The organism is Streptomyces sp. HUAS MG91 (assembly GCF_040529335.1).
Lineage (GTDB): Bacteria > Actinomycetota > Actinomycetes > Streptomycetales > Streptomycetaceae > Streptomyces > Streptomyces tabacisoli.
In genome coordinates this window covers 951,604-977,029 of record NZ_CP159534.1, presented here as the reverse complement: position 1 = coordinate 977,029, position 25,426 = coordinate 951,604, and the positions used below count along the sequence as shown (strand labels likewise).

The window sequence follows — 25,426 nt, the reverse complement described above, 5'->3', positions numbered from 1 at the left end:
CGAACGACAGCAGGGAGCCGCACCTTGTCCACCGGCATACCGATCGACGCCTACCTCGACGACCTCCGGGCCCGCCAGGCGAAGGCACGGCGGGGCCGCCAGCCGTCGGCCACCGCGCATCCCGCGGGCGAGCTGACCCTGCCCGCCCACGTCGCGCGCTGGGCCGGTCTCAGGCCCGGACGGCCCGCGCTCGTCACCGCCGAAGAGACCCTCTCGTACCGTGAACTCGACGACCGGGCCGCCCGGTTGGCGGGCTGGCTGGCCGCGCAGGGGGTACGGCCGGGCGACCGGGTCGGCGTCTTCCTGCCCAACGGCGCCCGGTTCGTCGTCGCGCTGCTCGCCGTCCTGCGGCTCGGCGCCGTGCACGTCCCGGTGAACCCGATGTTCCGCGCGGCCGAACTGCGCCACGAACTCCGCGACGCGGGGCCCGAAGTGATCGTCACGCGGGACGCGCTGCTGCCGGTCCTCGACGAGGTACGGCACGAGACGCCCGTACGGACCGTGCTCGCCGACGCCGAGTGGCCCGCCGCCGTCGCCCACCCGCGCCACGAGCCGGTCGCCGACGACCTCGACGCGCTCGCCGCCCTCAACTACACCGGCGGCACCACCGGCCTGCCCAAGGGCTGCGAGCACACCCAGCGGCACATGGTCTACACGGCCACCGCCATCGACAACGGCCGCATGCCCGACGCCGCCGAGCGGGAGCGCGGCATCGTCTCCGTCTGCTACCTGCCCGTCTTCTGGATCGCCGGCGAGAACCTCGGCATCCTCGCCCCGCTCGTCTCCGGCGGCACCAGCGTGCTGCTCACCCGCTGGGACGCGGCCGAGGTGCTGCGCGCCATCGAGGAGCACGGCGCGACCACGATGGCCGGCACCGTCGAGAACTACCTGGAACTCCTCGACCACCCCGACCTCGCCCGCCGCGACCTGACGACCCTCACCGCCCCGCTCACCGTCTCCTTCATCCGCAAGCTCACCCCGGCGCTGCGCGCCCGTTGGAAGGCGGCCGTCGGCCCGCGCAGCGTCCTGCGCGAGGCCTCGTACGGCATGACGGAGACCCACACCAGCGACACCAACACCCTCGGCTTCCAGGACGGCGACCACGACCTGCTGAGCGACCCCGTCTTCTGCGGACTGCCCGTTCCCGGCACCGACTTCATGGTCGTCGACTTCGCCACCGGCACCCCGCTGCCGCTCGGCGAACGCGGCGAGATCGTGGTGCGCGGCCCGTCCGTGCTCACCCGCTACTGGAACGCGCCCGATGCCACCGCGAGCGCGCTGCGTGACGGCTGGCTGCACACCGGCGACATCGGCGTCCTCGACGAGGAGGGCGCCCTGCACTACCTCGGCCGCGACAAGGACATGATCAAGGTGAAGGGGATGAGCGTCTTCCCCACCGAGGTCGAGACGCTGCTCGCCCACCACCCCGACGTGGTGGCCGCAGCGGTCGTCGCCGTGCCCGACAGCGCGAGCGGGGAGCGGCCCTACGCGTTCGTGCGCACCGCCCCCGGCTCCCCGCTCACCGGCGAGGAGCTGCGGGAGTGGGCGGCCGGGACCATGGCGACGTACAAGGTCCCGGCCGCCGTCGAGGTCGTCGGCGAGCTGCCGCTCACCCCCACCGGCAAGATCAGGAAGACGGAGCTGACCGCTCGAGCCAGTCGTACGCGGCCCGCGCCGTGAACTCCTCCTGACCGCCCTTGAACAGCAGGTCCGCCGCGGTGAACGCCGGATCGCCCGCCTGCGCCGCCACGTACGGCAGCGCGATGCAGCGCATGCCCGCCGCGTGCGCGGCGCGGGCGCCCGGCGCCGCGTCCTCCAGGACCACGCACCGCGCGGGCGCCACGTCGAGGCGGCGGGCCGCCTCAAGGAACACGTCGGGCGCGGGCTTGCCGTGCGGCACCTCGTCCGCCGAGACGTAGCGCGACAGCTGTGCGCCGAGACGGGTGCCGGTGAGGATCGCCCCGATGGCCTCGGGCGACGAACCCGACGCCACGATCATCGGTACTCCGGCCGCGTGCAGCCGCTCCACGAACAGCCGCATCTGCGGGAAGACATGGGTGTCGGCGCGGGCGAGGTCGAGATAGCGGGCGTTCAGGTCGTCGAGCAGCTCGGCCGCGGACGCCGCGATGCCGTACCGCGTCTTCCACAGACCGATCGTCTCCAGGGTGGAGATGCCGACGTACGCCTCGTTGTCCGCCCAGGTGTACTCGGTGACGCCGTGGCGGGCCAGCGTGCCGAGGGCCGCCCTGTAGTAGTTGGGCTCGCTGTCGACGAGCGTGCCGTCGAGGTCGAAGACGACGGCGGTGCCACCGAGCGGGCGGGTGAGGTCGTTCATGCCTTCCAGCATGCAGGAAAGCGGCCCCGAACGATCACTTGCGGTCCGCTGCCGCCGCCCTGCCGACCGCCTCGACCAGCGGCAGCAGCCGGTGCGGCACCCGCTCGCGCAGCGCCACCTCGGTGCGGGTGCGGACCACGCCGGGCAGCCGGTTGAGCTGCTGCACGACGTCCTCCAGGTGGGCGGCGTCGCGGGCCGCGACGCGCGCGAGCAGATCGCCGCCGCCGGTGATCGAGTGCGCCTCGATGATCTCCGGGACGCCGGCCAGGCCGTCGGCGACATCGGCCAGGTGGCCCTGTGTCACCTCGATGTGCACGAACGCGAGCACCGGATGACCGAGCGCGGCGGGGGAGAGGGCGGGCGCGGCGCCCGTGATCACACCGTCCCGCTCCAGCCGGTCGAGCCGCGCCTGGAGGGTGCCGCGGGCCACCCCGAGGATCCGGGCGTACTCCCGCACGCTGGTCCGCGGTTGCTCCAGGAGGAGGCGCAGGATACGGGTGTCGAGCTGGTCCACGGCCATCGGTGGTGAGCTCCTTCGGACGATCCGGTCGATCACAGCCGACTGTACCAACGGATCAATGCAGGCCGCTGTCTGTCGACCGAGAGGAGGGAGGATGTCGCTGCCCTGTACCAGTGGCCCACGACTGTGGCATTCCGTCGGGCCGCATAACCCGTCCGGCCACCGGGTGTGCCCGCGCGTTCAGCGCTCTTCTGTGACCGCCGTCTTCTACCTTGTCCGGATGAATCAGCACTCCACGGACCAGGCGCTCGTGCCTCCTCCGTCCGCCGCCACGACCCGCCGGGCCGCCGACTGGTGGCGGGACGCGGTGATCTATCAGGTGTATCCGCGCAGTTTCGCCGACAGTGATGGTGACGGCACGGGCGACCTGGAGGGGATCCGGCGCCGGCTGCCGTATCTGCGGGATCTGGGGGTGGACGCGGTGTGGCTGTCGCCGTTCTACGCCTCGCCGCAGGCGGACGGTGGTTACGACGTGGCGGACTACCGGGCCGTCGACTCGATGTACGGCACGCTGTTGGACGCGGACGCGGTGATCCGTGACGCGCACGCGGTGGGTCTGCGGATCATCGTGGATCTGGTGCCGAACCATTCCTCGGACCAGCACGAGTGGTTCAGGCGTGCGGTGGCGGAGGGTCCGGGGTCGCCGCTGCGGGACCGCTACCACTTCCGTGCGGGCAAGGGCGAGAGCGGTGAACTGCCGCCGAACGACTGGGAGTCCATCTTCGGTGGTCCGGCCTGGACGCGGCTGGCGGACGGGGACTGGTATCTGCATCTGTTCGCGCCGGAGCAGCCGGATCTGAACTGGGAACACCCGGCGGTCGCGGACGAGTTCCGGTCGATCCTCAGATTCTGGCTCGACATGGGGGTCGACGGATTCCGGATCGACGTGGCGCACGGCCTGGTCAAGGCCGAGGGACTGCCGGATCTCGGCGGCGGCGATCAGTTGAAGCTGCTGGGCAACGATGTCATGCCGTTCTTCGACCAGGACGGAGTGCACGCGATCTACCGTTCGTGGCGGACCGTGCTGGACGAGTACGACGGGGAGCGGATCTTCGTCGCGGAGGCGTGGACCCCGACCGTGGAGCGCACGGCCAACTACGTGCGTCCCGACGAACTCCATCAGGCCTTCAACTTCCAGTACCTGAGCACTGCTTGGAACGCGGAAGAACTCCGTGCCGCCATCGACCGCTCCCTCGACGCGATGCGGCCCGTCGGTGCTCCCACCACGTGGGTGCTGTCCAACCACGACGTGACCCGGCATGCGACGCGGTACGCGAATCCGCCGGGTCTGGGTACGCAGATCAGGACGGCCGGTGACCGTGAGCTCGGTCTGCGGCGGGCGCGGGCGGCCACGCTGTTGATGCTGGCGCTGCCCGGATCCGCGTACATCTACCAGGGTGAGGAACTGGGCCTGCCCGACGTGACCGACCTGCCTGATGAAGTCCGTCAGGATCCCTCCTTCTTCCGGGCGCAGGGCCAGGACGGGTTCCGGGACGGTTGCCGGGTGCCGATTCCGTGGACGCGGACCGGTGCCTCGTACGGGTTCGGGGAGGGTGGCAGCTGGCTGCCCCAGCCCGACAGCTGGGGCGAGCTGAGCGTCGAGGCGCAGACCGGGCAGGAGGGGTCCACGCTGGAGCTGTACCGGACCGCGCTGGCCGTGCGGCGGGCGCAGGCCGGGCTGGGGGCGGGCGACAGCGTCACCTGGCGCGACGACGTTCCCGCCGGGCTGCTGCACTTCGAGCGGCCCGGGTTCGCCTGCACCGTCAACACCACCGGCACCGCGGTCCGCATCCCCGCGCCCGGCACCGTACTGCTCGCCTCAGACCCGGTCACCGTCGAGGACGGCCAGATCGAACTGCCCGCCGACCGCACGGTCTGGTGGCGGACGGACTGAGTTCCGCCGGGGCGGCCCGCGCCTTGACCCTGACACCGTGTGAGCCCGTGAAGTGGGAGTCATCATGTTCACCATCGGAGACTTCGCCCGCCACGGCCGCGTATCCGTCCGCATGCTGCGCCACTACGACGCACTGGGACTGCTGCACCCGGCCCATGTCGACCCCGCCACCGGCTACCGCCACTACGCCGCCGCGCAGCTCGCCCGGCTCAACCGCATCATCGCGCTCAAGGACCTCGGCCTCACCCTTCAGCAGGTCGGGGAGATCCTCGACGAGAAGGTCGACGCCGGGGAACTGCGCGCCATGCTGCGGCTCCGCCGCGCGGACCTGGAGGCGGAGATGGCGGCGGCCGCGGCCCGGCTGACCCAGGTGGAGGCGCGGCTCCGGTCCATCGAGAGCGAGGGGCACATGCCCACCGAGGACATCGTCATCAAGAACCTGCCGCGCGTGCGGGTCGCCGAACTCACCGCCGTCGCACCCGACTTCGAGACGCCCAGCATCAGCGCGGTCATCCAGCCCCTGTACGACGAGCTGTTCCGCCGGCTCGACGCGGCCGGCATCCGGCCGACCGGCCCCGGCGTGGCCCGCTACGAGGACGCACCCGGCGGCGGCATCCTCGTGCACGCGGGCGTCGAGGTGGCCGCCGCGCCCCGCGAGGACGACGGCCTGCGCATCCTCGACCTGCCGCCCGTGGAGCGCGCGGCGACGCTCGTGCACCGCGGCGCCATGGACAACGTGCTACCCGCCGTCCAGCACCTCGCCCGCTGGATCGACGCCCACGGCCACCGCTCCGCCGGATACCCGAGGGAGATCAACCTGGAGTGCCCCGCCGACCGCGACGCATGGGTGACCGAACTCCAGGAGCCGCTCGCCTAGCCGACGCCCTCTCCACATAAAGGACAGCCCAGACTGTGCAGCCCAGGTTGCACAGTCTGGGCTGTCGATTTACGGTGGGGGCATGACCGAGAAGGAAGAGCCCTCCGAGGCCGCCGTGCAGGCGGCCGCCGAGGTGTGGGTGGTGGTCGGACGGCTCCGCCGCAAGTTGCAGTCCCTGCTCGGGGGCGTGGACGGGGAGAGCGACCTCTCCCCGGCGCAGGCCTCCGTCCTCGCCCGCCTCGACAAGGCGGGACCGGCCTCCGCCAGCGACCTCGCGGCGATGGAGGGCGTGCGCCCGCAGTCCATGGCCAAGACCGTGATCGCCCTGGAGGAGGCCGGCCTCGTCGCGCGGCACCCCGACCCCGACGACCGGCGCCGCCAGCTCGTCGTGCTCACCGAGCCCGGACTGGAGCGCCGCCAGGACGACCGCGAGGCCCGCCGCGCGTGGCTCGCCCGCGCCCTGGACGAGCACGGCACCGAGGAGCAGGTGCGCGCCGTGATCACCGCCATGGCCCTGCTCGACGAGGTGGCGCAGGCGTGACCGGCATAGCCGAGCGGCTGCGCCGCACCCGCGAGGACGACGCCACGGGTTTCGACCGCCGGCTCATCGCCCCGATGATCCTCGGCTCGGTCCTGAACCCGATCAACTCCTCGATGCTCGCGGTGGCGCTGGTCCCCATCGGCCACGCCTTCGGCGTGCCGCCGTCCCAGACCGCCTGGCTCGTCTCGGGCCTGTACCTCGCCACGGCCGTCGGCCAGCCGGTCATCGGCCGCCTCGTCGACTCCTACGGTCCCCGTCGGCTCTATCTGGCGGGCACCGCCCTCGTCGGGGTCGCCGGACTGCTCGGCGTGCTCGCGCCGAGCCTGTGGGTGCTCGTCCTGTCCCGGGTCCTGCTCGGCTTCGGCACCTCGGCCGCGTACCCGGCGTCCATGACCCTGCTGCGCACCGAGTCCGAACGCACCGGCATGCGGAGCCCCAGCGGCATCCTCGCCGCGCTCACCGCCTCCGGCCAGGTCATCGCCGTGATCGGGCCGACGCTCGGCGGCGTGCTGATCGGCCTCGGCAGCTGGCACCTGATCTTCGCGATCAACGTGCCGCTGTCCGTGATCTGCCTGTTCCTCGGTGCCCGCCGCCTGCCCAAGGGAGCGCCGCAGAGCGCACCCAGCGGCACGGACGTGCCGGGCATGCTGCTGTTCGCAGCCTCCCTCACCGCGTTCATGCTGTTCCTGATGGAGCCCGGATTCGCGCACTGGTACCTGCCGGTGCTCGGCCTCGGCGCGGGCGCCTGGTTCGTCCGCCGGGAGCACGGCGAGGCCGAACCCTTCATCGACCTGCGCGTGCTGCGCGGCAACACCCCGCTCCTGGCCACCTACGGCCGTCAGCTCCTCGCCTACACCACGTCCTACGCGTTCCTGTACGGCTACGGGCAGTGGCTCCAGGAAGGGCGCGGCCTCAGCGCCTCCCAGGCCGGGCTGCTCCTGCTCCCGATGTCCGCCGTGGGCATCCTCGTGACCGCGATCACCGGCCGCCGCCCCGAGGTCCGCGCCAAGCTCGCGGTCGGCGCGGTCGCCCAGCTCGCCGGGTGCGTCGCCCTCCTGCCGCTCGGTGACGACAGCCCCCTGTGGCTGCTGGTCGTGATCGGCGCGCTCTTCGGCATCCCGCAGGGACTCATCGGGCTCGCCAACCAGAACGCCCTGTACGCGCAGGCCGATCCGGCCCGGATGGGCTCGTCGTCCGGGCTGCTGCGTACCTTCACCTACCTCGGCGCGCTGCTCGCCTCCGCAGCGAACGCCGCGTTCTTCCGCGACGGTGCCACCAGTGCCGGGCTGCACGGCATGGCCTGGATGCTGGTCGCCGTGGCCGCCCTGTGCCTGGTGGCTTCCGTCGCCGACCGCTCGCTCGTCCGGGTCGGCCGCGACACCTGAGGACGCGCTCCGGCGCGCCGCACACCCCGACCGGATTTCCTGTTCACATCCCTTGTCACGAAAGTGAGTTCACCATGTCCGTCACGACTCTCGACCCGCGTACCGCCCTCGTCGTGGTCGACCTTCAGAACGGCGTCGTCGGCCTCCCGGGCGCCCCGTTCCCCACGAGCGAGGTCGTCGAGCGCAATGTGCGCCTCGCCGACGCCTTCCGCGCGGCCGGCCTGCCCGTCGTCCTGGTCCGCGTCTCCTTCGCCGCGGACGGCGCCGACGTGGTCCCGGGCCGTACCGAGCGGGCGCCGCGCGCCGAGGCCCCGCCGGCCGGCTGGGACCAGATCGTCGACGTGCTCGCCGGGCACCCCGAGGACATCGTCGTCACCAAGCGGAACTGGTCGGCCTTCTACGGCACCGACCTCGACCTGCACCTGCGCCGCCGCGGCATCACCCAGGTCGTCGTGACCGGCGTCGCTACCAGCATCGGCGTGGACTCCACCGCCCGCGGCGCCCACGAGCACGGCTACCACGTCACCCTCGCCACGGACGCCATGACCGACCTGGACCCGGAGGCGCACCGCAACAGCGTCGAACGGATCTTCCCGCGCCTCGGCGAGACCGGCACGACGGACGACATCCTGAAGCTCCTCCCCGCGCATTAGTCCTTGGACGATCACACACGCAAGTCCCGTGCAGTATGGCGTTTTTCACCAAGTGATCACTGGCCGGAACCTGTTGACCTGCTGAAAACCCCACCCGTAACGTCCACTCCGCAGCAACGGAAGATTCATTTCGTATAGCGGAACGGGAGGGGTCCTCAGTGGCCACTGCTCAGCAAAGGACCCCATCCCCGGCGCCGGAGCCCGTGACGGCGGCCGGCGTGGACATCAGTTCCCGCCTCTACCACCGCGATCTGGCCCCGACGAAGATCCAGGGCCGCAGCTGGGGCGCGTACAACGTCTTCACCCTCTGGGGCAACGACGTGCACAGCCTCGGCAACTACGCCTTCGCCATCGGGCTCTTCGCGCTCGGCATGAGCGTGTGGGACATCCTCATCGCGTTCGCCATCGCCTCGGTGCTGCTGTTCGCCCTGCTCACCCTCTCCGGACGGATGGGACACCGCACCGGTGTCCCGTTCCCGGTGATGAGCCGGATCGCCTTCGGAGTGCGCGGCTCCCAACTGCCCGCCGTGGTCAGGGGATCCGTCGCCATCGCCTGGTTCGGCATCCAGACCTACCTCGCCTCCCAGGTGCTGCGCACCCTGCTGAAGGCGCTCTGGCCGGGCGTCGCCTCGTACGACACCAACTCCTTCCTCGGCCTGTCCACGCTCGGCTGGATCTCCTTCCTGGCCCTGTGGCTGGTGCAGGTCCTCATCGTCAGCTTCGGCATGCAGGTCATCCGCCGCTACATGGCGATCGCCGCGCCCACCGTCCTCGTCACGATGCTGGCGCTCGCGGTCTGGATGTTCGTCAAGGCCGACGGGTCGATCGCGCTCAGCGGCGACACCCACTTCACCGGCGGCGCCCAGTGGCTGCACATCTTCGAGGCCGCCGCGCTGTGGGTCGTCGTCTACGGCACGTTCGTCCTCAACTTCTGCGACTTCACCCGCTCCGCGACCTCCCAGCGGGCCATCGTGCGCGGCAACCTCATCGGCATCCCCGTCAACATGCTGTTCTTCGCGGCCATCGCCGCCGTGCTCAGCGGCGCCCAGTTCCGCCTCGACGGCGAGGTCATCACCAGCCCCACCGACATCGTGCGGACCATCCCCAGCACGTCGCTGCTCGTCCTCGCCTGCCTCGCCCTGCTGATGCTGACGGTCGCGGTGAACCTCCTCGCGAACTTCGTCGCCCCCGTCTACATGCTGGTCAACCTGTTCCCGCGGCGGCTCAACTTCCGCAGCGCGGGCCTCGTGAGCGCCGTCGTCGGACTCGTCATCCTGCCGTGGAACCTGTACGACAGCCCGGTCGCCGTCACCTACTTCCTCGGCGGACTCGGCGCCCTCCTCGGGCCCGTCTTCGGCGTCGTCATGGCCGACTACTGGCTGCTGCGCAAGGCCCAGATCCACGTCCCGCACCTGTACACCGAGGACCCGGCCGGCACCTACCACTACCGGCGCGGTGTCAACCCGAAGGCCATCGGCGCCTTCGTCCCGGCCGCCGGGTGCGCGGTGATCGTCGCCCTCGTCCCCTTCTTCTCCGGCATCTCGGGCTTCTCATGGTTCATCGGCGCGCTGCTCGCCGCCGGGCTGTACTGGCTCCTGAGCGACCGCACGCAGACCTACGACCACGTCGACGGCGAACCGATCGCCGTCGACGCCGAGTGACCGCCGCTCCCCGGCGACCTTCTGGAGAACACCCATGCGCATCCTCGTAGTCAACGTCAACACCACCGCCTCGATGACGGAGAGCATCGCCCGGCAGGCGGAGGCCGTCGCCGCCCCGGGCACCGAAATAGTCCCGCTCACACCGGACTTCGGCGCCGAGTCCTGCGAGGGCAACTACGAGAGCTACCTCGCCGCCGTCGCCGTCATGGAGAAGGTGCGCGCCTACCGCGAGCCGTACGACGCCGTCATCCAGGCCGGATACGGCGAGCACGGCCGCGAGGGACTCCAGGAACTCCTCGACGTGCCCGTCGTCGACATCACCGAGGCCGCCGCGAGCACCGCCCAGTTCCTCGGCCACAAGTACTCCGTCGTCACCACCCTCGACCGGGCCGTACCGCTCATCGAGGACCGGCTCAAGCTGGCCGGCCTCACCGACCGGCTCGCCTCGGTGCGCGCCAGCGGGCTGCCCGTGCTCGCCCTGGAGGCGGACCCGGACGCCGCCGTCGCCGCGATCGTCGAACAGGCCGCCGCCGCCGTCGAGGTGGACCGCGCCGAGGTCGTCTGCCTCGGCTGCGGAGGCATGGCGGGACTCACCGAACAGGTCGTCGCCCGCACGGGCGTCCCCGTCGTCGACGGGGTGGCCGCGGCCGTCACCGTCGCCGAGTCCCTGGTCCGGCTCGGCCTCACCACGTCGAAGGTGCGCACCTACGCGCCGCCGCGCCCCAAGCAGATCCGCAACTGGCCGCCGCGCGTCGGCTGAGCGCCGTGCCTCAGGCGGGGTCGGCCCGGCCCGCCGTCCGGTGGGCCGGGTGGCCGCGGCCGAGGAGTTCGGCCAGCCCCTGCCGGGTCGCGGCGAGCACGACACGGTCCTGCGGGTGCAGTACGTGCCCGGGGTGCAGGTTCCACACCAGGCCGGTGGGGCGGGTCGCGCTCTCGTCGTCCTCCCGGCCCGCGGACAGATCGGGGCGGCGCTCCGCCGGCTCCGTGGCGTCCAGCGCGACCACCCGCCAGTACCCCGGCCGGAACGATTCGGTGATGGTGCGCCCCTCCAGCTGCGGATGCCCCGCCACCTCCAGGGCGGCGAACAGCAGCACACCGCGCTCGACCGGGATGGCACCCAGGACCTGACGTCCCATCATGGCGCTGGCGAAGGCCGGCGCGGCCAGCGTGGACACGCTGCGGCTGCGGGTCAGGGCGCGCGGATGCGCCGCGCGCAGCGTGCGGTAGACGGCGGCGGCGAACGCGTCGTCGTACAGGCGCAGCACCACCCGCAGATCGGGCTTGAGCGCGCGGGCGGAGAGCGCCGCCTCCAGATTGGTCGTGTCGACACTGGTCAGGGCGAGCAGTGCGTGCGCGCGATGGATCTTCGCGGCCTCCAGGACACCGTCCGACGCGGCGTCGCCGATGACCGTGGGCACCCGCATGCTGCGGGCCAGCGGAACACCGCGCGCCTCCGGATCGGCCTCCACGCACACCACGGGGATGTCGAGTTCACCGAGCCGGGACAGCACCCGGGTGCCGATCTTGCCGAGACCGAGCAGCACGATGTGCCCGGACAGGCCGCGCGGCGGACGGCGCAGCGCGGCGGAGGTACGGAACGTGCCGAGCGCCTCGAGCACGGCGGCCAGCAGCACCGGAAGCAGCAGCAACCCGGCCAGCCCGGTGAGGAGTTGCAGCACCTTGCGGGCCGTCGGCTCGCCGATCGCCGGGTCGTCGATGGCGAACAGGTCGAGCAGGGTGAGATAACCGGCGTGCAGCGGATGCATGTCGCCGGTGGCCCAGGTGGCGATCGCCAGGCCGAGCACGCTGGCCGTCAGACCGAACAGCGACCAGCGCAGCCGCCGGGAGAAGAACGAGCCGAACGGCATGCCACGGGTGGCCGACGACCAGCCCGGCGCGGTGCGCTCGGCGGGCGCGATCGTCTCCAGGACGACGGTGCCGCGCCCGGTCGCCGCGGCGACGGTGGCGTCGTCGGGCAGCAGCAGCGGCCCGTCCCGGCCGTCGTCGGCGTCCGAACCCTCCGATCCCGCCGGGTCGTTGGTGGTCGCCGACAGCAGGGCGAGCGTGGCGAGCCCCGGATCGGACACCTGGCCCGGCCCCGGCGGATTGCGCTCGACGGCGCGCAGCAGCAGCCCGTCCGCCTGGACGATCTTGCTGGTCCCGGCGACGGCGGTGGCCGCCAGCGCCGGTGCGGCCGTGTCGGCGTCGGACAGCACCGTGGTCGAGTTGTCCACGGCCGTCGGGGCGGGGCCGGGCGCGGACAGCGCCGCGGCCTGGTCGAGCAGATCGGCGAGATGGCGGCCCAGGCTGCGGTTGTAGAGCCGGATCACCAGCCGCAACTGCGGGTTGAGGCGGCGGGCGACCAGTGCGGCCCGGATGTTGATCTCGTCGTCGTCGTGCACGAGCGCCAGTGCCCGCGCCTCGGTCACGCCCGCGTCCGCGAAGGCCTGCTCGTCGAGCACGGCCGCCTGCTGGACGTGCGGCGGCCCCGCCGGTTCGTCCGGCTCGGGCGCGCGGCCGAGCACCGACTGCATCCGCGCGAGCAGGGCGGAGGCACGGGCTCGGGCCGCCGGCGCGACCCGCCCGGCGCCGTCGCCCGGCGCGCCGGGGACCACCACGGTGACCTGCTCCCCGTACAGCGCGCGCAGTTCGGCGGCGAGCCGCTCGGCCAGCGCGTCGCCGCCGCACACGATCATGTGCCCCCGCGAACGCGGGGCCGGAGGACTCTGCGGGGACTGCGCGTTCTGTGCGGCCTGCGGGGGAGAGGGAGGCTGGTGGGGCACCGTGTTCATGGGACCCAGTCAACCGGCCGACAGGGCCGCGCGGCTACGTTTGTGAGGACCCGGTGCCCGGACTCTTCCCTGCGCGCGCCCGATCGGTCACGATGATCTCCCATGACAAAGATCCGGACAGCCGCCGACCACGTGGCCGCCGCCCTGTCCACCCGTACCCGCTGCGGGTTCGCACTCGTCGCGCTCGACGGGATGGGGGGCTCGGGCAAGTCGACCCTGGCCGCCGCCCTCGCCGAGCTGTGCGGCGCCGCCGTCGTGCACGGAGACGACTTCTACCGGCCGATGGACCAGGCGGAACGTGCCGCGCTCACCCCCGCCGAGGGCTGCGACCGCTACTTCGACTGGCAGCGCCTGCGCGACGAGGTGCTGCTCCCGCTCGCCTCGGGCCAGGCCGCGCGCTACGGCCGCTACGACTGGGAGACCGGCGCGCTCGCGCCCGGTGAGGTCCACACCGTTGCCCGAACGGGCATCGTCGTGGTCGAGGGCGTCTACACGGCACGCCCCGAACTCGCCGGTTTCTACGATCTTCTGGTGTACGTCGACACACCGCCCGAGGAGTCCATGCGGCGGCTGCGCGAGCGCGGCCACGACCACGGGCCCCTCGACTGGGAGGCCCGCTGGCGGGCGGCCGAGGAGCACTATCTGGCCACCACCCGCCCGCGGCGCCGCGCCGATCTCGTCGTCCCCGGGGCGTGAGGACCGGCGCGCCGGCCGTCAGCAGACGCTGTCGGCCGGCTTGGGGTTGCCGAGGCCGAACAGGGGACGCAGGCGCAGACCGGCCCAGGTACCGGCGAGGGCGATGGCGCCCCAGAGCCAGCCGTGCAGGGAGCCGGACGCGATCCCGGCCAGGTAGGCGCCGATGTTGCAGCCGCCCGCCAGCCGCGCGCCGATGCCCATGAGGATGCCGCCGACGACCGCGGCGAGCGCCGTGCGGGCGGGGATGCCGCGGTGCAGCTTCCACACCCCGCCGGCCGCCGCGGCCACGGCGGCGCCGACCATGATGCCGATGTCGGTGAGGCTGTTCTTGTCGGCGAGCACCGGCCCCGCCAACTGCGCCGAGCTGCCCGGCTGCTGCCAGAACGCCCAGCTCTCGGGGGAGGCGCCGAACACGCCGGCCAGCTTCGAACCCCACAGCGCGAACGCGCTGGTGATGCCCCAGGCGCCGCCCGACACGAGCAGCACTCCGGCGCCGAGCACGGCGAGCACGACGGCACCGACGGCGAGCGGCCAGGAGCCCCGCACCGTACGGGCGAGCGCACCGCGCGCGGACGGCGGGGTGCCGATCGGCGGCGGATTGCGGCGGGCCTGCACGGCGCGCGCGACGAACCAGACCGCCGCCAGCGCCACGATCGTCACCGCCCAGGAACCGAACCAGCCGACGTGATCGGAGAGCACGTACGGGTCGAACGCGGGCAGATCGCTCCAGAGCCCGAACTGCCAGGCGGCCAGGGTCGATCCGGTGATGAAGCCGAAGAGCGTGAGCACGATCGTGCTCTGCCCCGAACCGACGGCGAACAAGGTGCCGGAGGCGCAGGCGCCGCCCAGCTGCATGCCGACCGCGAAGAGGAACGCGCCGATCAGCAGTCCGACGCCGATCGGCCCCGCGCTGGGCGCGGGCACCGACCCGAACAACCCGCTGCCGGTGCCGATGATCAGCGCGAAGAGGGTCGCGGTGGTGCCGAGGAGCAGGGTGTGGGCGCGCAGTCCCGCGCCGTTGCCGACGGCGACCAACTGCCGCCAGGCGGACGTGAACCCGAACCGGGAGTGGAACAGGGCGAAGCCGAGCCCGGTGCCGAGCAGCAGCAGGACGCCCGGCTTGGCGCCGTGCCGGGCGAAGACGTAGGCGACGAGCGCGGCGCCGACGACACCGGCCACGGCGAGCGGCACCCGCCGCACCGGCGGGGCCGCCTCGGCGTCCGGCGCCGGAGCGGAGGTGGGAGCGGGGGAGAGCAGGCCGGCGCGGGGCGGCGCCCCGGCCGCGGGGGCGGTGGTCAAGGGGGACTCCGGGGAGGCAGGGAGAAAGGACGGACCGAGGAGGGCCGCGCGCACGGCGCGGCGGGGCGTCAGCGGCGACAGAGCGCGTCGTCGACGCTCCACGGCGTTGCCGCGAAGAGCGCGAGAGCCAGCTGACGGGCGGGTCCGAACATGTGCGCCACTCTAAGGACCGAGGCGGAAGGTGAGAATCCCGTCTCATATGGCGGAAAGGGGCGGCCCGGTCGGCGGGACGCCCCTTGTCGCCGCGCGGTACGGATCAGGCGGCCGCGCGCAGGTCCTTGCGCTGCTTGACGTACCCGCCGAGGGCCAGCGCGCCGACCAGGATCGCGGAGACGTACAGCTGGTCGCGGCCGCTCGCGGTGGTGGCCATCGCGACGAACACACCGGCGATCGCCAGCAGGGCGACCCAGGTCAGGTACGGGAAGCCCCACATGGGCACGGTCAGCAACTCCGGCGACTCGCGCTCCAGACGGCGGCGCATCCGCAGCTGGGTCAGACAGATGAAGACCCAGCCGACGAGGACGGCGACACCGGTGGTGTTCATCAGCCAGGTGAAGACGGTGTCCGGCCACCAGATGCCGGCGAAGACCGCGAAGAAGCCGAAGGCGCAGGAGGCGAGGACCGCGGCCATCGGGACACCACGGTTCACCCGGCCGATGAAGCGCGGGCCGAGGCCCCGGCTCACCAGCGAGTACGCCATGCGCGAGGACCCGTAGATGTTGGCGTTCATCGCGGACAGCAGGGCCACCAGGATGACGACCTGCATGATCGTGCCGGCCGCCGGGATGCCGAGCTGGTCCAGGACGGTGACGTACGGACCGTCGGTGGCGACGGACGGCTTGTCCCAGGGGACCAGGATGACGACCAGGGCCATGGAGCCGACGTAGAAGAGGGCGATGCGCCAGACGGCGGTGCGCACGGCGCGGGCCACGTTCTCGCGGGGCTTGTCGGACTCGGCGGCGGCGATGGTGACGGTCTCCAGACCGCCGTACGCGAACACGGCCGTCAGCAGACCGGCGATCAGCCCGGCGGTGCCGGTCGGGAAGAAGCCGCCGTCGCCGGTGAGGTTCGAGGTGCCGGGGGCGTCGCCGAAGACGCCGCAGATGCCGAGCACGCCGAGCACCAGGAAGGCGCAGATCGCGGTGACCTTGAGCGCGGAGAAGACGAACTCGAACTCGCCGAAGTTGCGCACGGCGAGCAGGTTGCTCGCGCAGAAGAACGCCATGAAGACGGCGACCCAGCCGTACGCGGGCAGGAACGGCACCCAGCCGTGCATGATCTGCCCGGCCGCCGTGGCCTCCGCCGCCACGCCGCAGCAGAGCATCGTCCAGTACGTCCAGCCGGAGGTGGCCCCGGCCCAGGCGCCGAGTTCCTTCTCGGCGTGCACGGAGAACGAGCCGGTGGCCGGGCGGGCCGCCGACATCTCGCCGAGCATCCGCATGATCAGCATGACGACCGCACCGGCGGCGGCGAACAGCAGCACGACCGCCGGACCCGCGGCGGCGATGCCCGCGCCGGAACCGACGAAGAGCCCGGCGCCGATCACGCCGCCGAGGGCGATCATGGAGAGGTGGCGCTGCTTGAGCCCGTGCGAGAGCCCGGTCTCCGCTCCCGGATCGGGACTGTGCGGGGCGTCCGGGTGCCGTTCGGCGACGGATGTGGGGGTGCTGGTCAAGGTCGTACCCGTTCTGCGCTGACCGGGCCGGTTGGTCCGCTGACGCGGTCCGTGGGGCGGCCCGAGGCTGGTCGGCTGGTCCGTGATGTGAGACGAGGTCGGCCCAGTATGCGGGCAGTGTCCGATGATCAAAACGCGGTGTTCGTTATTCGGACACCCTGCTCACGGGCTGTGCCGGAACGATCTCAGTGCACGCTGCTACCCGCGCGCGCCGGGCTCATGCGCCGGCCGGTCTCACGGTCCGCGAGGCTCTGCGGCGCACTGGCCGCCGCCCCCGCGGTCCCGGTAGGACAGGGCCATGGGCGCAAGGCCCCGACCGTGACGAGGAGTGCCGCACATGGACCACCAGGACTACTTCGACCTCGGCCACCACACCCGTCCCGTGACCACCACGTCCACCGCGGCGCAGATCTGGTTCGACCGCGGCCTGAACTGGACGTACGCCTTCAACCACGAGGAGGCCGTCCGCTGCTTCGAGGCGGCCGCGGCGGCCGACCCCGAGTGCGCCATGGCGGAGTGGGGCCTGGCGTACGCCCTCGGCCCCAACTACAACAAGCCCTGGGAGTTCTTCGACGCGCAGGAGCTCGCCGAGACCGTCGAGCGGACCCACGCCGCCGTGCGGCGCGCACTCGCCAAGGCCCTGGACACCGACGCCGGCCCGGTCGAGCGGGAGCTGATCGAGGCGCTGCGGGCCCGCTATCCGCAGGCCACCGCCGCATCCGCCGAGGAATGTGCCGTCTGGAACACGGCGTACGCCGACCGTATGCGCGCCGTGCACCGGCGCGCCCCCGACGACCTCGACGTGGCCGCCCTGTACGCCGACGCACTCATGAACCTCACCCCCTGGCAGTTGTGGGACATCCGTTCCGGGCAGCCCGCGCCCGGCGCCCGTACCGTCGAGGCGCGCGAGGTCATCGAGCGGGCCATGGCCGGCGCCGCCGGGGCACACCACCCGGGGCTGCTGCACGCGTACATCCACCTGATGGAGATGTCCCCGACCCCCGAGCTGGCCCTGCCGGCCGGTGACCGGCTGCGCGGCCTGGTGCCCGACGCGGGGCACCTGGAGCACATGCCCTCGCACCTGGAGGTGCTGTGCGGCGACTACCGGCGGGTGCTCACCGACAACACGGCGGCGATCGCCGCCGACGAGAAGTACCGGGCCAGGGCGGGGGAGCTGAACTTCTACACCCTCTACCGGTGCCACAACCTCCACTTCAAGCTCTACGGCGCGATGTTCCTCGGCCGCCGCCAGGACGCCATGGACACCGTGCGACGGCTCGAGGAGGCCGTGCCCGAGGAGCTGTTGCGCGTACAGAGCCCGCCCATGGCCGACTGGCTCGAAGGGTTCGTCGCGATGCGGGTGCACGCCCTCGTCCGCTTCGGACGCTGGGCCGAACTGCTCGAACTGCCGCTGCCCGGCGACCCGAAGCTGTACTGCGTGACCACCGCCATGCTGCACTACGCGCGCGGCGTCGCCCTCGCGGCCACCGGCCACGTCGACCGGGCCGGGACCGAGCGGGACCTCTTCCGCGCCGCGCTCGCCCAGGTCCCCGACACCCGCATGCTGTTCAACAACACCTGCGCCGACATCCTGGCGATCGCCGCGCGGATGCTCGACGGTGAACTCGCCTACCGCAAGGGGGAGTTCGAGGAGGCGTTCACGGCCCTGCGGCACTCCGTGGAGCTGGACGACACCCTGCCCTACGACGAACCCTGGGGCTGGATGCAGCCGGCCCGGCACGCGCTCGGGGCGCTCCTGCTCGAACAGGACCGGGTCGCGGAGGCCGAGGCCGTGTACCGCGCCGACCTGGGGCTCGACGACAGCGTGCCGCGGGCCCGGCAGCATCCCGGCAACGTCTGGGCGCTGCACGGCTTCCACGAGTGCCTGGTGCGGCTCGGCCGGGAGGGTGAGGCGCGCATCGTCGCGCAGCAGCTGACCCTCGCGGCCGCGCTCGCCGACGTACCCGTGACCGCGTCCTGCTTCTGCCGCACGACGGCCGGGACCGGCTGCTGTGCGGGGGAGGGCTGATCAGGCGGTGGCGGTGACCTTCGCGATGAACGCCGCGACGTTCGCCACGGTCCGCTCGATCTTCTCCTCCAGCGTCAGCGTCTCGTGCATCCGGGCGCCGGCGCCCGCGTCCTTGAGCCCGCGCACGTACAGCGAGCAGGCCAGATCGCTGCAGATGTAGGCGCCCACCGAGTCGCCCTGCTTCCCGGCCTTGCCCGCCTTCGGCGCGACGAGCAGCGCCACCCCGCCGGTGTGCGTCGTGACGCACATCGAGCACATGCTGCGCCGCGTCTGCCAGGACATCGCCGACTGCGCGCCCCGCAGGGTGATGGCCCGCAGCCGGCCGTCGACCTCCGCCGCCAGATAGGCGCGGTCCGGCGCCTGCGGGTCGCGCCAGCCGAAGAAGTCGAGGTCCTCCCACGGCTGCTCCGCCAGATCGCGGGGCACGGACAGGCGCTTCGCCTCGCCCTTGCTGCAGTTCACGAAGGCGCCGCGGATGTCTGTCTCGGTCAGTGGCTTCATATACCCGAGGCTAAGTTGCCTAAAGGTTTTAGGCAAACGCATAATGGTCATGCTTGAACGGGGGAAAGGTTTCGGAAGGATGGCCATGGTGCGTGCAGGGCTCAACACGGAACGGCTGGCGCGGGCCGGGGCCGAGCTGGCCGACGAGGTCGGCTTCGAGCAGGTGACCGTCTCGGCGCTCGCCCGGCGCTTCGACGTCAAGGTGGCGAGCCTGTACTCGCACGTCAGGAACTCGCACGACCTCAAGACCCGGATCGCGCTGATCGCCCTCCAGGAGCTCGCCGACCGCGCGGCCGACGCCCTCGCGGGCCGGTCGGGCAAGGACGCCCTGACGGCCCTGGCGAACGTGTACCGCGACTACGCCCGCGAGCACCCCGGCCGTTATGCCTCCACCCAGTACCGCCTCGACCCGGAGACCGCCGTCGCCAGTGCCGGAGTGCGGCACTCGCAGATGACCCGCGCCCTGCTGCGCGGCTACGACCTGACCGAACCCGACCAGACACACGCGATCCGCCTGCTCGGCAGCGTCTTCCACGGGTACGTGAGCCTGGAGACGAGCGGCGGCTTCAGCCACAGCGACCCCGACTCCGACGTGAGCTGGGCCCGCACCCTGGACGCGCTCGACGCCCTGCTGCGCAACTGGCCCGAGGAGAAGAAATGACCACCCCCCTGATCGACGTCCCGCTCACCGCCGAGCTGCTGCGCGGCGCCCTCGACGTCGAGCGCACCCCGCTCGGCCTCCTGCCGCACCGGCTGCCCGCGCGGGCGCGCGCTCAGAACACCGACGGGCAGCTCGCCATGGCCGAGTCCCAGGCCTCGGGCGTCCGACTCGCCCTGCGCACCCGCGCCACGGCCGTCGAGCTGGACACGCTGCCGACCAAGCGCGTCTACGTCGGCGCCCCGCCGCGCCCCGAGGGCCTGTACGACCTGATCGTGGACGGCCGGCTCGCCGGGCAGGGCAGCGTGCGCGGCGGCCACACGCTCACCATCGACATGACCGCCGGCACCTACGAGCACACGCCCGGGACGCCCGGCACCGTGCGCTTCACCGGACTCCCCGACACCGTCAAGGACGTGGAGATCTGGCTGCCGCACAACGAGACGACCGAGCTCGTCGCCCTGCGCGCCGACGCCCCCGTCGAGCCCGCCCCCGCGCCGGACCGTCCCGTCTGGCTGCACCACGGCAGCTCCATCAGCCACGGCTCGGACGCCGCGAGCCCCTCCACCACCTGGCCCGCGCTCGCCGCGTCCCGCGCGGGCGTCGAGCTGGTCAACCTGGGCTTCGGCGGCGGCGCCATGCTCGACCCGTTCACCGCGCGCGCCCTGCGCGACACCCCCGCCGACCTGATCAGCGTCAAGATCGGCATCAACATCGTCAACGGCGACCTGATGCGCATGCGGGCCTTCACCCCGGCCGTGCACGGCTTCCTCGACACGATCCGCGAGGGACATCCGACGGCCCCGCTGCTCGTCGTCTCCCCGATCCTCTGCCCGATCCACGAGGACACCCCCGGGCCCGCCGCTCCCGACCTCCGCGGGGCCGCTGACGGCCGGATCACGTTCATGGCGGCAGGCGATCCCGCCGAGGTCGCCCTCGGGAAGCTCACCCTGCGCACCATCCGCGACGAGCTGGCCCGGATCGTGAAGCAGCGCGCGGCCGACGACCCGCACCTGCACTACGTGGACGGACTCGACCTCTACGGCGAGCGCGACCACGCCGAGCTGCCGCTGCCCGACGGCCTGCACCCCGACGCGGCCGCCCACCGGCGCATCGGCGAGCGCTTCGCCGACCTGGGGATCATCCCTCTGAGCGGGCGGGTTAGCATATGAGCGCCATCTAGCTCGAAAGAGATGATCGTGACTGTCAACGACGACTCGTTCACCAATTGGAAGCACCGCGAGGAGACCGCGGAGGCGATGATCCCGATCATCGGGAAGCTGCACCGCGAGCGGGACGTGAACGTCCTGCTGCACAGCCGCTCCTTGGTGAACAAGTCGGTGGTGAGCATTCTCAAGACCCACCGATTCGCCCGGCAGATAGCCGGCGCAGAGCTCTCGGTCACCGAGACGATGCCGTTCCTGCGGGCCCTGTCCGCCCTCGACCTGGGCCCTTCCCAGATCGACCTCGGCATGCTCGCCGCCACCTACAAGAGTGACGAACGGGGCCTGAGCGTCGAGGAGTTCACCGCCGAGGCCGTCGCCGGCGCCATCGGCACCGGCAGCGTCGGGCCGGGCGCGGGCCGCGACGTCGTCCTCTACGGCTTCGGCCGCATCGGCCGCCTCGTCGCCCGCCTGCTCATCGAGAAGGCCGGCTCCGGCAACGGCCTGCGGCTGCGCGCCGTCGTCGTCCGCGGCGGCGGCGAGTCCGACCTGGTCAAGCGGGCCTCGCTGCTGCGCCGCGACTCCATCCACGGCCCGTTCCAGGGCACGATCACCGTCGACGAGGCGAACAGCACCATCGTCGCCAACGGCAACGCGATCAAGGTGATCTACGCGAACGACCCGTCCGAGGTCGACTACACCGCGTACGGCATCAACAACGCGATCCTCATCGACAACACCGGCAAGTGGCGCGACCGCGAGGGCCTCTCCACGCACCTGCGTCCCGGCATCGACAAGGTCGTCCTCACCGCCCCCGGCAAGGGCGACGTCCCGAACATCGTGCACGGCGTCAACCACGACACGATCAAGCCGGACGAGCAGATCCTGTCCTGCGCCTCCTGCACGACGAACGCGATCGTGCCGCCGCTGAAGGCGATGGCCGACGAGTACGGGGTGCTGCGCGGGCACGTCGAGACGGTCCACTCGTTCACCAACGACCAGAACCTGCTGGACAACTACCACAAGGCCGACCGCCGCGGCCGCTCCGCGCCGCTCAACATGGTCATCACCGAGACCGGCGCCGCCTCCGCCGTCGCCAAGGCGCTGCCCGACCTCAAGGCGCCCATCACCGGCAGCTCCATCCGCGTCCCCGTCCCGGACGTCTCGATCGCCATCCTCAGCCTGCGCCTGGGCCGCGAGACGACCCGCGAGGACGTCCTGGAGCACCTGCGCGACGTCTCGCTGACCTCGCCGCTGAAGCGCCAGATCGACTTCACCGACTCACCCGACGCGGTCTCCAGCGACTTCATCGGCTCGCGCCACGCGTCGATCGTCGACGCGGGCGCCACGAAGGTCGACGGCGACAACGCGATCCTCTACCTCTGGTACGACAACGAGTTCGGCTACTCGTGCCAGGTGATCCGGGTCGTCCAGCACGTCTCCGGAGTCGAGTACCCGACGTTCCCGGCGCCGGTCGCCTGACGGCCCGGAGCGAGGCGATGCGCCGCCCCTGAAGGGTCAGTGACCCTTCAGGGCGCGGGGTCGAAGAGCGTGGGGTAGTGGCGCTGGAGGACGGAGCGCAGAGGGTACGTCGGGTCCGTGCGCAACAGGTCCACGAATGTCTCCACGAGACGATCGAGCTGAACGATCACCTCGGGAGAGAGACGGTTCCGGTCTCGTTTGTGCACCGTGAGGAAGACGTCCATCAGTCGAGCCAATTGCGTGCTGCTCGTCATCAGGGGGTCCAGACCGTCGCGCACGCGCGCATGCAGGTCGTTCAACTCCGCGTCGGACATCGCCGTGACATCGTCGAGCAGCAGACAGAGGAGACTGTGTGCGAGAGACGTCGCGGGCTCCCCGGCCCGGGGCGTGAACGTGGTGACCGCGACCCCCAGATTGGCGAACACCGGATCCATCGTGTGCCGGACGATGGCGTCCGTGGTGGTGGCACCCACGGACACCTTGTGCCAGATCTCGTCCCAGTAGGCGCGCTGCCATGTGTGGCCGCCGGCCCCTTCGGCGAACCCGAAGAGCCAGTTGGCGTCGAGAGGGCCGGGATGCTCGAAAGGCTGGTCACCCCGATGGGAGATCTCCAGCGCACGGGTCCCGTCCTCCTCCCAGTACCGCCGCGTCGTGAGGCTCAGGGCGAAGTCGGTCCATTCCCCCGGGTCCATCGCGGAGCGCCACAGCAGACAGTGCCCGTTCCAATGGTTCATCGGTTCCTTGGTGTCGGGGAACAGGTCGGCGGCGGTCGTCCGCCGGAGCAGCACCAGCACCATCAGGACGAGGTTCGACTCGTACAGTCCGTGCCGGGAGGCCGTCCGCAGATCGTCCGGCCGGTAGGCGGGATACTCCTCCGTCGTACGGATCCGGTGCTGCCCGCGCAGCACCTTGACCAGTTGCCGGGCGAGCCGTTCCCGCTCGGCCTCCGGTATCCGTCCCGCCAACTCCCGCAGGAAACGAAGCATCTGGCGTGATGCCAGTGACGCGTAGGACAGCAGCGCGTACGCCAGACCGTCGTCGATCCGGCTCTCGCCCAGCGACAGACCGGGGCGCTGCGCCATGAGGTCCCTGAGCAGGCGCACCGCGAGCCGGACCGCCAGATACTCGCCGAACGTCGCGTGCAGGAACTCGTACGTCGCAAGGACCTGGCCGCTGCGGACCGACTGGGACCGCTGCACGAAGAAGAACCGGCCGAGCGCGATCTCGGCGGCGCCGAGCGGCGCGCGGAATCCGGCGGACACGACGGCGTGCTTCCCGAGCAGCGCCGTGAGGTCCTCGTCCAGGTCGGCGGCCGACACCCACTGGCGACGCCGGTTGAGCAGGGCGAAAGCGACCAGCGACAGCCGTTGCAGCTCCCGCTCGACGCGCTCCTCGGTCTCGGCGTCCGGCACGGCCTCCCGGGTCGACTTGCCCACCTCGCGGCGCGCGAACGAGGACAGCAGCTCCTCGTACAGCTCGGTGACGGCGAGCGGCGCCCCGTCCCGGTTCAGGCCGCCTTCGGTGGCGTCGTAGAGCGCTAGCATGGTCAACAGCAGGGGCTGGGAGGCGAGTTCGGCGTGTTGGGCCACGGCCTCCCAGCGCAGAGGCGTCAGAACACGAGCATTGGCGTCGTTCCAGATGGCCAGCCACTGCTGGATCTGCTCCGGGCGGAACGGCTCGAGACGCAGCGCCACCAGCCCCTCTGGATAGCGGGCCCGGTCGGCGACGCTGGTCCGGCTGGTCACCAGGGCCAGGACGGACCGGCCCTGCTCCGCCTCGCGCTGCTGGAACCGGGCGACACGGACCAGGAAGTCGTTGTGGTGGACGCCCGTCGTCTGGAGGAGTTCGTCGAAGCCGTCGAGGAGCAGCACCGGCGTCGAGCCACCCGCGGATCTGACGAGTTCGGGCCAGGTCGTGCGCTCGCCCGTGGTGGCCCGCACCGCCAGCTCGATCTGGTCCTGGAGCTCGTCCTCGGCGCGTACGTCCCGCAGCGGGACCCGGACCGGCAGGAACCCGGCTTCCGACAGCCGTGCGGCGAGCACCCGGGTGAGCACGGACTTGCCCGCCCCGGGCTGGCCCAGGATCAGGAGCGGGGAGTGGGCGAGAGCCGGATTGGTGAGCGCGCCCGCGAGATACCGCGTCAGGTCCTGGCGCACCCCGAACCGCTGCCACCAGGACTCGTCGGCCGGTCCCGACTGCCCTTGCGGCTCCGCGACCCGGAAGTCCGGGTCGAGATACATCTCCCGCAGCGAGGGGACACGGATGCCCTCCGGCGCCGTGGTGGCGTCGAGCACCGGACGCCCGAGCGTGGCGGTGTGCGCCCGGGCCAGCGCGGCGGCGACATCGGCGGGCGGGGTGAGATGCGCGGCGGAGCCGACCAGCAGCGTCCGTACGCCGTCGAGAGCGCGGCGGACCTCGGCGCGGGTCGCCTGATGCTCGTTGAGGGTGACCCAGAAGTTGAACTCGGGTGCTGCGAGAGACAGTTGAGCATAGAGAGCGGAGTATCTCCGCACCGCGTCGTCGACCAGAGTGCCGCCCAGGACCGCCGAGGTCCGGGACTGGTCCAGGTCCTGGAGCTGCTCCCAGATGCGCAGTCCGGTCAGGAACTGCCAGAACCGTCCGCTGACCGTCGTGTAGAACGACTTCAGTTCAAGAGCCATGGCCTCCGGCGGACGGTGCGGCGCCGGAAACGGAACCTCCGTCGACAGCAACGCGCGCACCAGATCGTCCCCCGCGACCTCGTCCGTCCCCACCAGCCGCAACTGCTCGCCCCGGGTCAGCTCCACGTCGTCGAGCGAGAACGGCAGCCGCGCCCCGTCCAGCGCCTCGAACCACGCCACCACCACGATCACCGTGTGCGCCGCCCGCAGCACCTCGGTCCGCTCGGCCCGTCTCCCGGCCCGCCCGAGCCGCTCGGCGACCCCGTGCACCGCGTCGCGCCCCGCCCCGACGATCCGGCCGCGCCCCGACACCATCCCGAGCAGCGTGCCGCTCGCCCCGCCGGTCGCCAGATTCAGCGCACCGCCAACTGCCCTGTCCAGAGCGGCGATCCGCGCCGAATCCACCCCCAGTAACCCCAGAGCGTCCGCGAACGACAGCACACCGCGCGACCCCATCACAACCCCCGTCGCCGAACCCGGCCGGATCCCGGCCCCCTCCCCGCAACTCTAGGGAGACGAGGCACCGCACGGGGCACCAATGTTCCGGAAGACGCGGTACGTACCTCACCTGTTTACGCTCCGTGGCCCCTATGGCTTACGGTGTG

The 25,426-nt window shown here is 71.9% G+C and carries 20 protein-coding genes; 13 read left to right on the top strand and 7 right to left on the bottom strand.

The window, feature by feature from the left end; translation table 11 throughout:
* Positions 1-24: 24 nt before the first annotated feature.
* Positions 25-1,680 (top strand): AMP-binding protein, encoded by a 1,656-nt coding sequence (locus ABII15_RS04560; protein WP_353940968.1) that lies wholly within the window; start codon positions 25-27, stop codon positions 1,678-1,680.
* On the opposite strand, the gene ABII15_RS04555 is transcribed toward ABII15_RS04560, so the two are convergent.
* Together ABII15_RS04555 and ABII15_RS04550 are read right to left on the bottom strand one after the other, a co-directional pair.
* On the bottom strand, positions 1,628-2,335 hold the full coding sequence (locus ABII15_RS04555; protein ID WP_353940967.1) for an HAD family phosphatase: 708 nt from the start codon (positions 2,333-2,335) through the stop codon (positions 1,628-1,630). The genes ABII15_RS04560 and ABII15_RS04555 overlap by 53 nt on opposite strands.
* Before the next feature lie 34 nt (positions 2,336-2,369).
* On the bottom strand, positions 2,370-2,855 hold the full coding sequence (locus ABII15_RS04550) for an Lrp/AsnC family transcriptional regulator (RefSeq protein ID WP_351447794.1): 486 nt from the start codon (positions 2,853-2,855) through the stop codon (positions 2,370-2,372).
* Between the two features lie 220 nt (positions 2,856-3,075).
* Between ABII15_RS04550 and ABII15_RS04545 the strand changes: the two genes are divergently transcribed.
* From ABII15_RS04545 to ABII15_RS04515, 7 genes are all read left to right on the top strand, one after another.
* Positions 3,076-4,749, top strand: a complete 1,674-nt coding sequence (locus ABII15_RS04545; RefSeq protein ID WP_353940966.1) for an alpha-amylase family glycosyl hydrolase — start codon at positions 3,076-3,078, stop codon at positions 4,747-4,749.
* A 64-nt stretch (positions 4,750-4,813) separates the two neighbouring features.
* Positions 4,814-5,626: a MerR family transcriptional regulator gene (locus ABII15_RS04540; RefSeq protein WP_353940965.1), complete on the top strand. Its 813-nt coding sequence runs from the start codon at positions 4,814-4,816 to the stop codon at positions 5,624-5,626.
* Positions 5,627-5,708: 82 nt separating this feature from the next.
* Complete coding sequence (locus ABII15_RS04535) at positions 5,709-6,167, top strand: MarR family transcriptional regulator (protein WP_353940964.1); 459 nt, start codon at positions 5,709-5,711, stop codon at positions 6,165-6,167.
* Positions 6,164-7,552 (top strand): MFS transporter, encoded by a 1,389-nt coding sequence (locus ABII15_RS04530; RefSeq protein ID WP_353940963.1) that lies wholly within the window; start codon positions 6,164-6,166, stop codon positions 7,550-7,552. Before ABII15_RS04535 ends, ABII15_RS04530 begins: the two co-directional genes overlap by 4 nt.
* Positions 7,553-7,626: 74 nt before the next feature.
* A complete protein-coding gene (locus tag ABII15_RS04525; RefSeq protein WP_353940962.1) occupies positions 7,627-8,205 on the top strand; it encodes an isochorismatase family protein in 579 nt (192 codons plus the stop codon).
* A 218-nt stretch (positions 8,206-8,423) separates the two neighbouring features.
* On the top strand, positions 8,424-9,866 hold the full coding sequence (locus ABII15_RS04520) for an NCS1 family nucleobase:cation symporter-1 (RefSeq protein WP_353940961.1): 1,443 nt from the start codon (positions 8,424-8,426) through the stop codon (positions 9,864-9,866).
* A 34-nt stretch (positions 9,867-9,900) separates the two neighbouring features.
* The gene (locus tag ABII15_RS04515; protein WP_353940960.1) at positions 9,901-10,626 is read left to right on the top strand and encodes an aspartate/glutamate racemase family protein; all 726 of its coding nucleotides are present in this window, start codon (positions 9,901-9,903) and stop codon (positions 10,624-10,626) included.
* A gap of 10 nt (positions 10,627-10,636) precedes the next feature.
* Here the strand turns inward: ABII15_RS04515 and ABII15_RS04510 are convergent, their stop codons facing one another.
* Positions 10,637-12,562: an NAD-binding protein gene (locus tag ABII15_RS04510; protein WP_353946959.1), complete on the bottom strand. Its 1,926-nt coding sequence runs from the start codon at positions 12,560-12,562 to the stop codon at positions 10,637-10,639.
* A 198-nt stretch (positions 12,563-12,760) separates the two neighbouring features.
* Here ABII15_RS04510 and ABII15_RS04505 point away from each other — a divergent pair, with 198 nt between their 5' ends.
* Positions 12,761-13,354: a hypothetical protein gene (locus ABII15_RS04505; protein ID WP_353940959.1), complete on the top strand. Its 594-nt coding sequence runs from the start codon at positions 12,761-12,763 to the stop codon at positions 13,352-13,354.
* A gap of 18 nt (positions 13,355-13,372) precedes the next feature.
* Here the strand turns inward: ABII15_RS04505 and ABII15_RS04500 are convergent, their stop codons facing one another.
* Together ABII15_RS04500 and ABII15_RS04495 are read right to left on the bottom strand one after the other, a co-directional pair.
* On the bottom strand, positions 13,373-14,653 hold the full coding sequence (locus tag ABII15_RS04500) for a YeeE/YedE family protein (RefSeq protein ID WP_353940958.1): 1,281 nt from the start codon (positions 14,651-14,653) through the stop codon (positions 13,373-13,375).
* 256 nt (positions 14,654-14,909) lie between these two features.
* Complete coding sequence (locus ABII15_RS04495) at positions 14,910-16,217, bottom strand: amino acid permease (RefSeq protein WP_353946958.1); 1,308 nt, start codon at positions 16,215-16,217, stop codon at positions 14,910-14,912.
* A 448-nt stretch (positions 16,218-16,665) separates the two neighbouring features.
* Between ABII15_RS04495 and ABII15_RS04490 the strand changes: the two genes are divergently transcribed.
* Positions 16,666-18,357, top strand: coding sequence for a hypothetical protein (locus tag ABII15_RS04490; protein WP_353940957.1), 1,692 nt, complete (start codon positions 16,666-16,668; stop codon positions 18,355-18,357).
* Here ABII15_RS04490 and ABII15_RS04485 read toward each other — a convergent pair whose 3' ends face one another.
* Entirely contained in the window at positions 18,358-18,858 is a 501-nt protein-coding gene (locus ABII15_RS04485; protein ID WP_353940956.1) for an FBP domain-containing protein, read from the bottom strand.
* 85 nt (positions 18,859-18,943) lie between these two features.
* Here ABII15_RS04485 and ABII15_RS04480 point away from each other — a divergent pair, with 85 nt between their 5' ends.
* Genes ABII15_RS04480 through ABII15_RS04470 form a run of 3 tightly spaced genes read left to right on the top strand, consistent with a single transcriptional unit; the run spans position 18,944 to position 22,161 of the window.
* The gene (locus ABII15_RS04480) at positions 18,944-19,519 is read left to right on the top strand and encodes a WHG domain-containing protein (protein WP_353940955.1); all 576 of its coding nucleotides are present in this window, start codon (positions 18,944-18,946) and stop codon (positions 19,517-19,519) included.
* A complete protein-coding gene (locus ABII15_RS04475) occupies positions 19,516-20,688 on the top strand; it encodes a GDSL-type esterase/lipase family protein (protein WP_353940954.1) in 1,173 nt (390 codons plus the stop codon). Before ABII15_RS04480 ends, ABII15_RS04475 begins: the two co-directional genes overlap by 4 nt.
* 27 nt (positions 20,689-20,715) lie before the next feature.
* On the top strand, positions 20,716-22,161 hold the full coding sequence (locus tag ABII15_RS04470) for a glyceraldehyde-3-phosphate dehydrogenase (RefSeq protein ID WP_353940953.1): 1,446 nt from the start codon (positions 20,716-20,718) through the stop codon (positions 22,159-22,161).
* A 47-nt stretch (positions 22,162-22,208) separates the two neighbouring features.
* Here the strand turns inward: ABII15_RS04470 and ABII15_RS04465 are convergent, their stop codons facing one another.
* Positions 22,209-25,277: a hypothetical protein gene (locus tag ABII15_RS04465; protein ID WP_353940952.1), complete on the bottom strand. Its 3,069-nt coding sequence runs from the start codon at positions 25,275-25,277 to the stop codon at positions 22,209-22,211.
* Between the last annotated feature and the right edge of the window lie 149 nt (positions 25,278-25,426).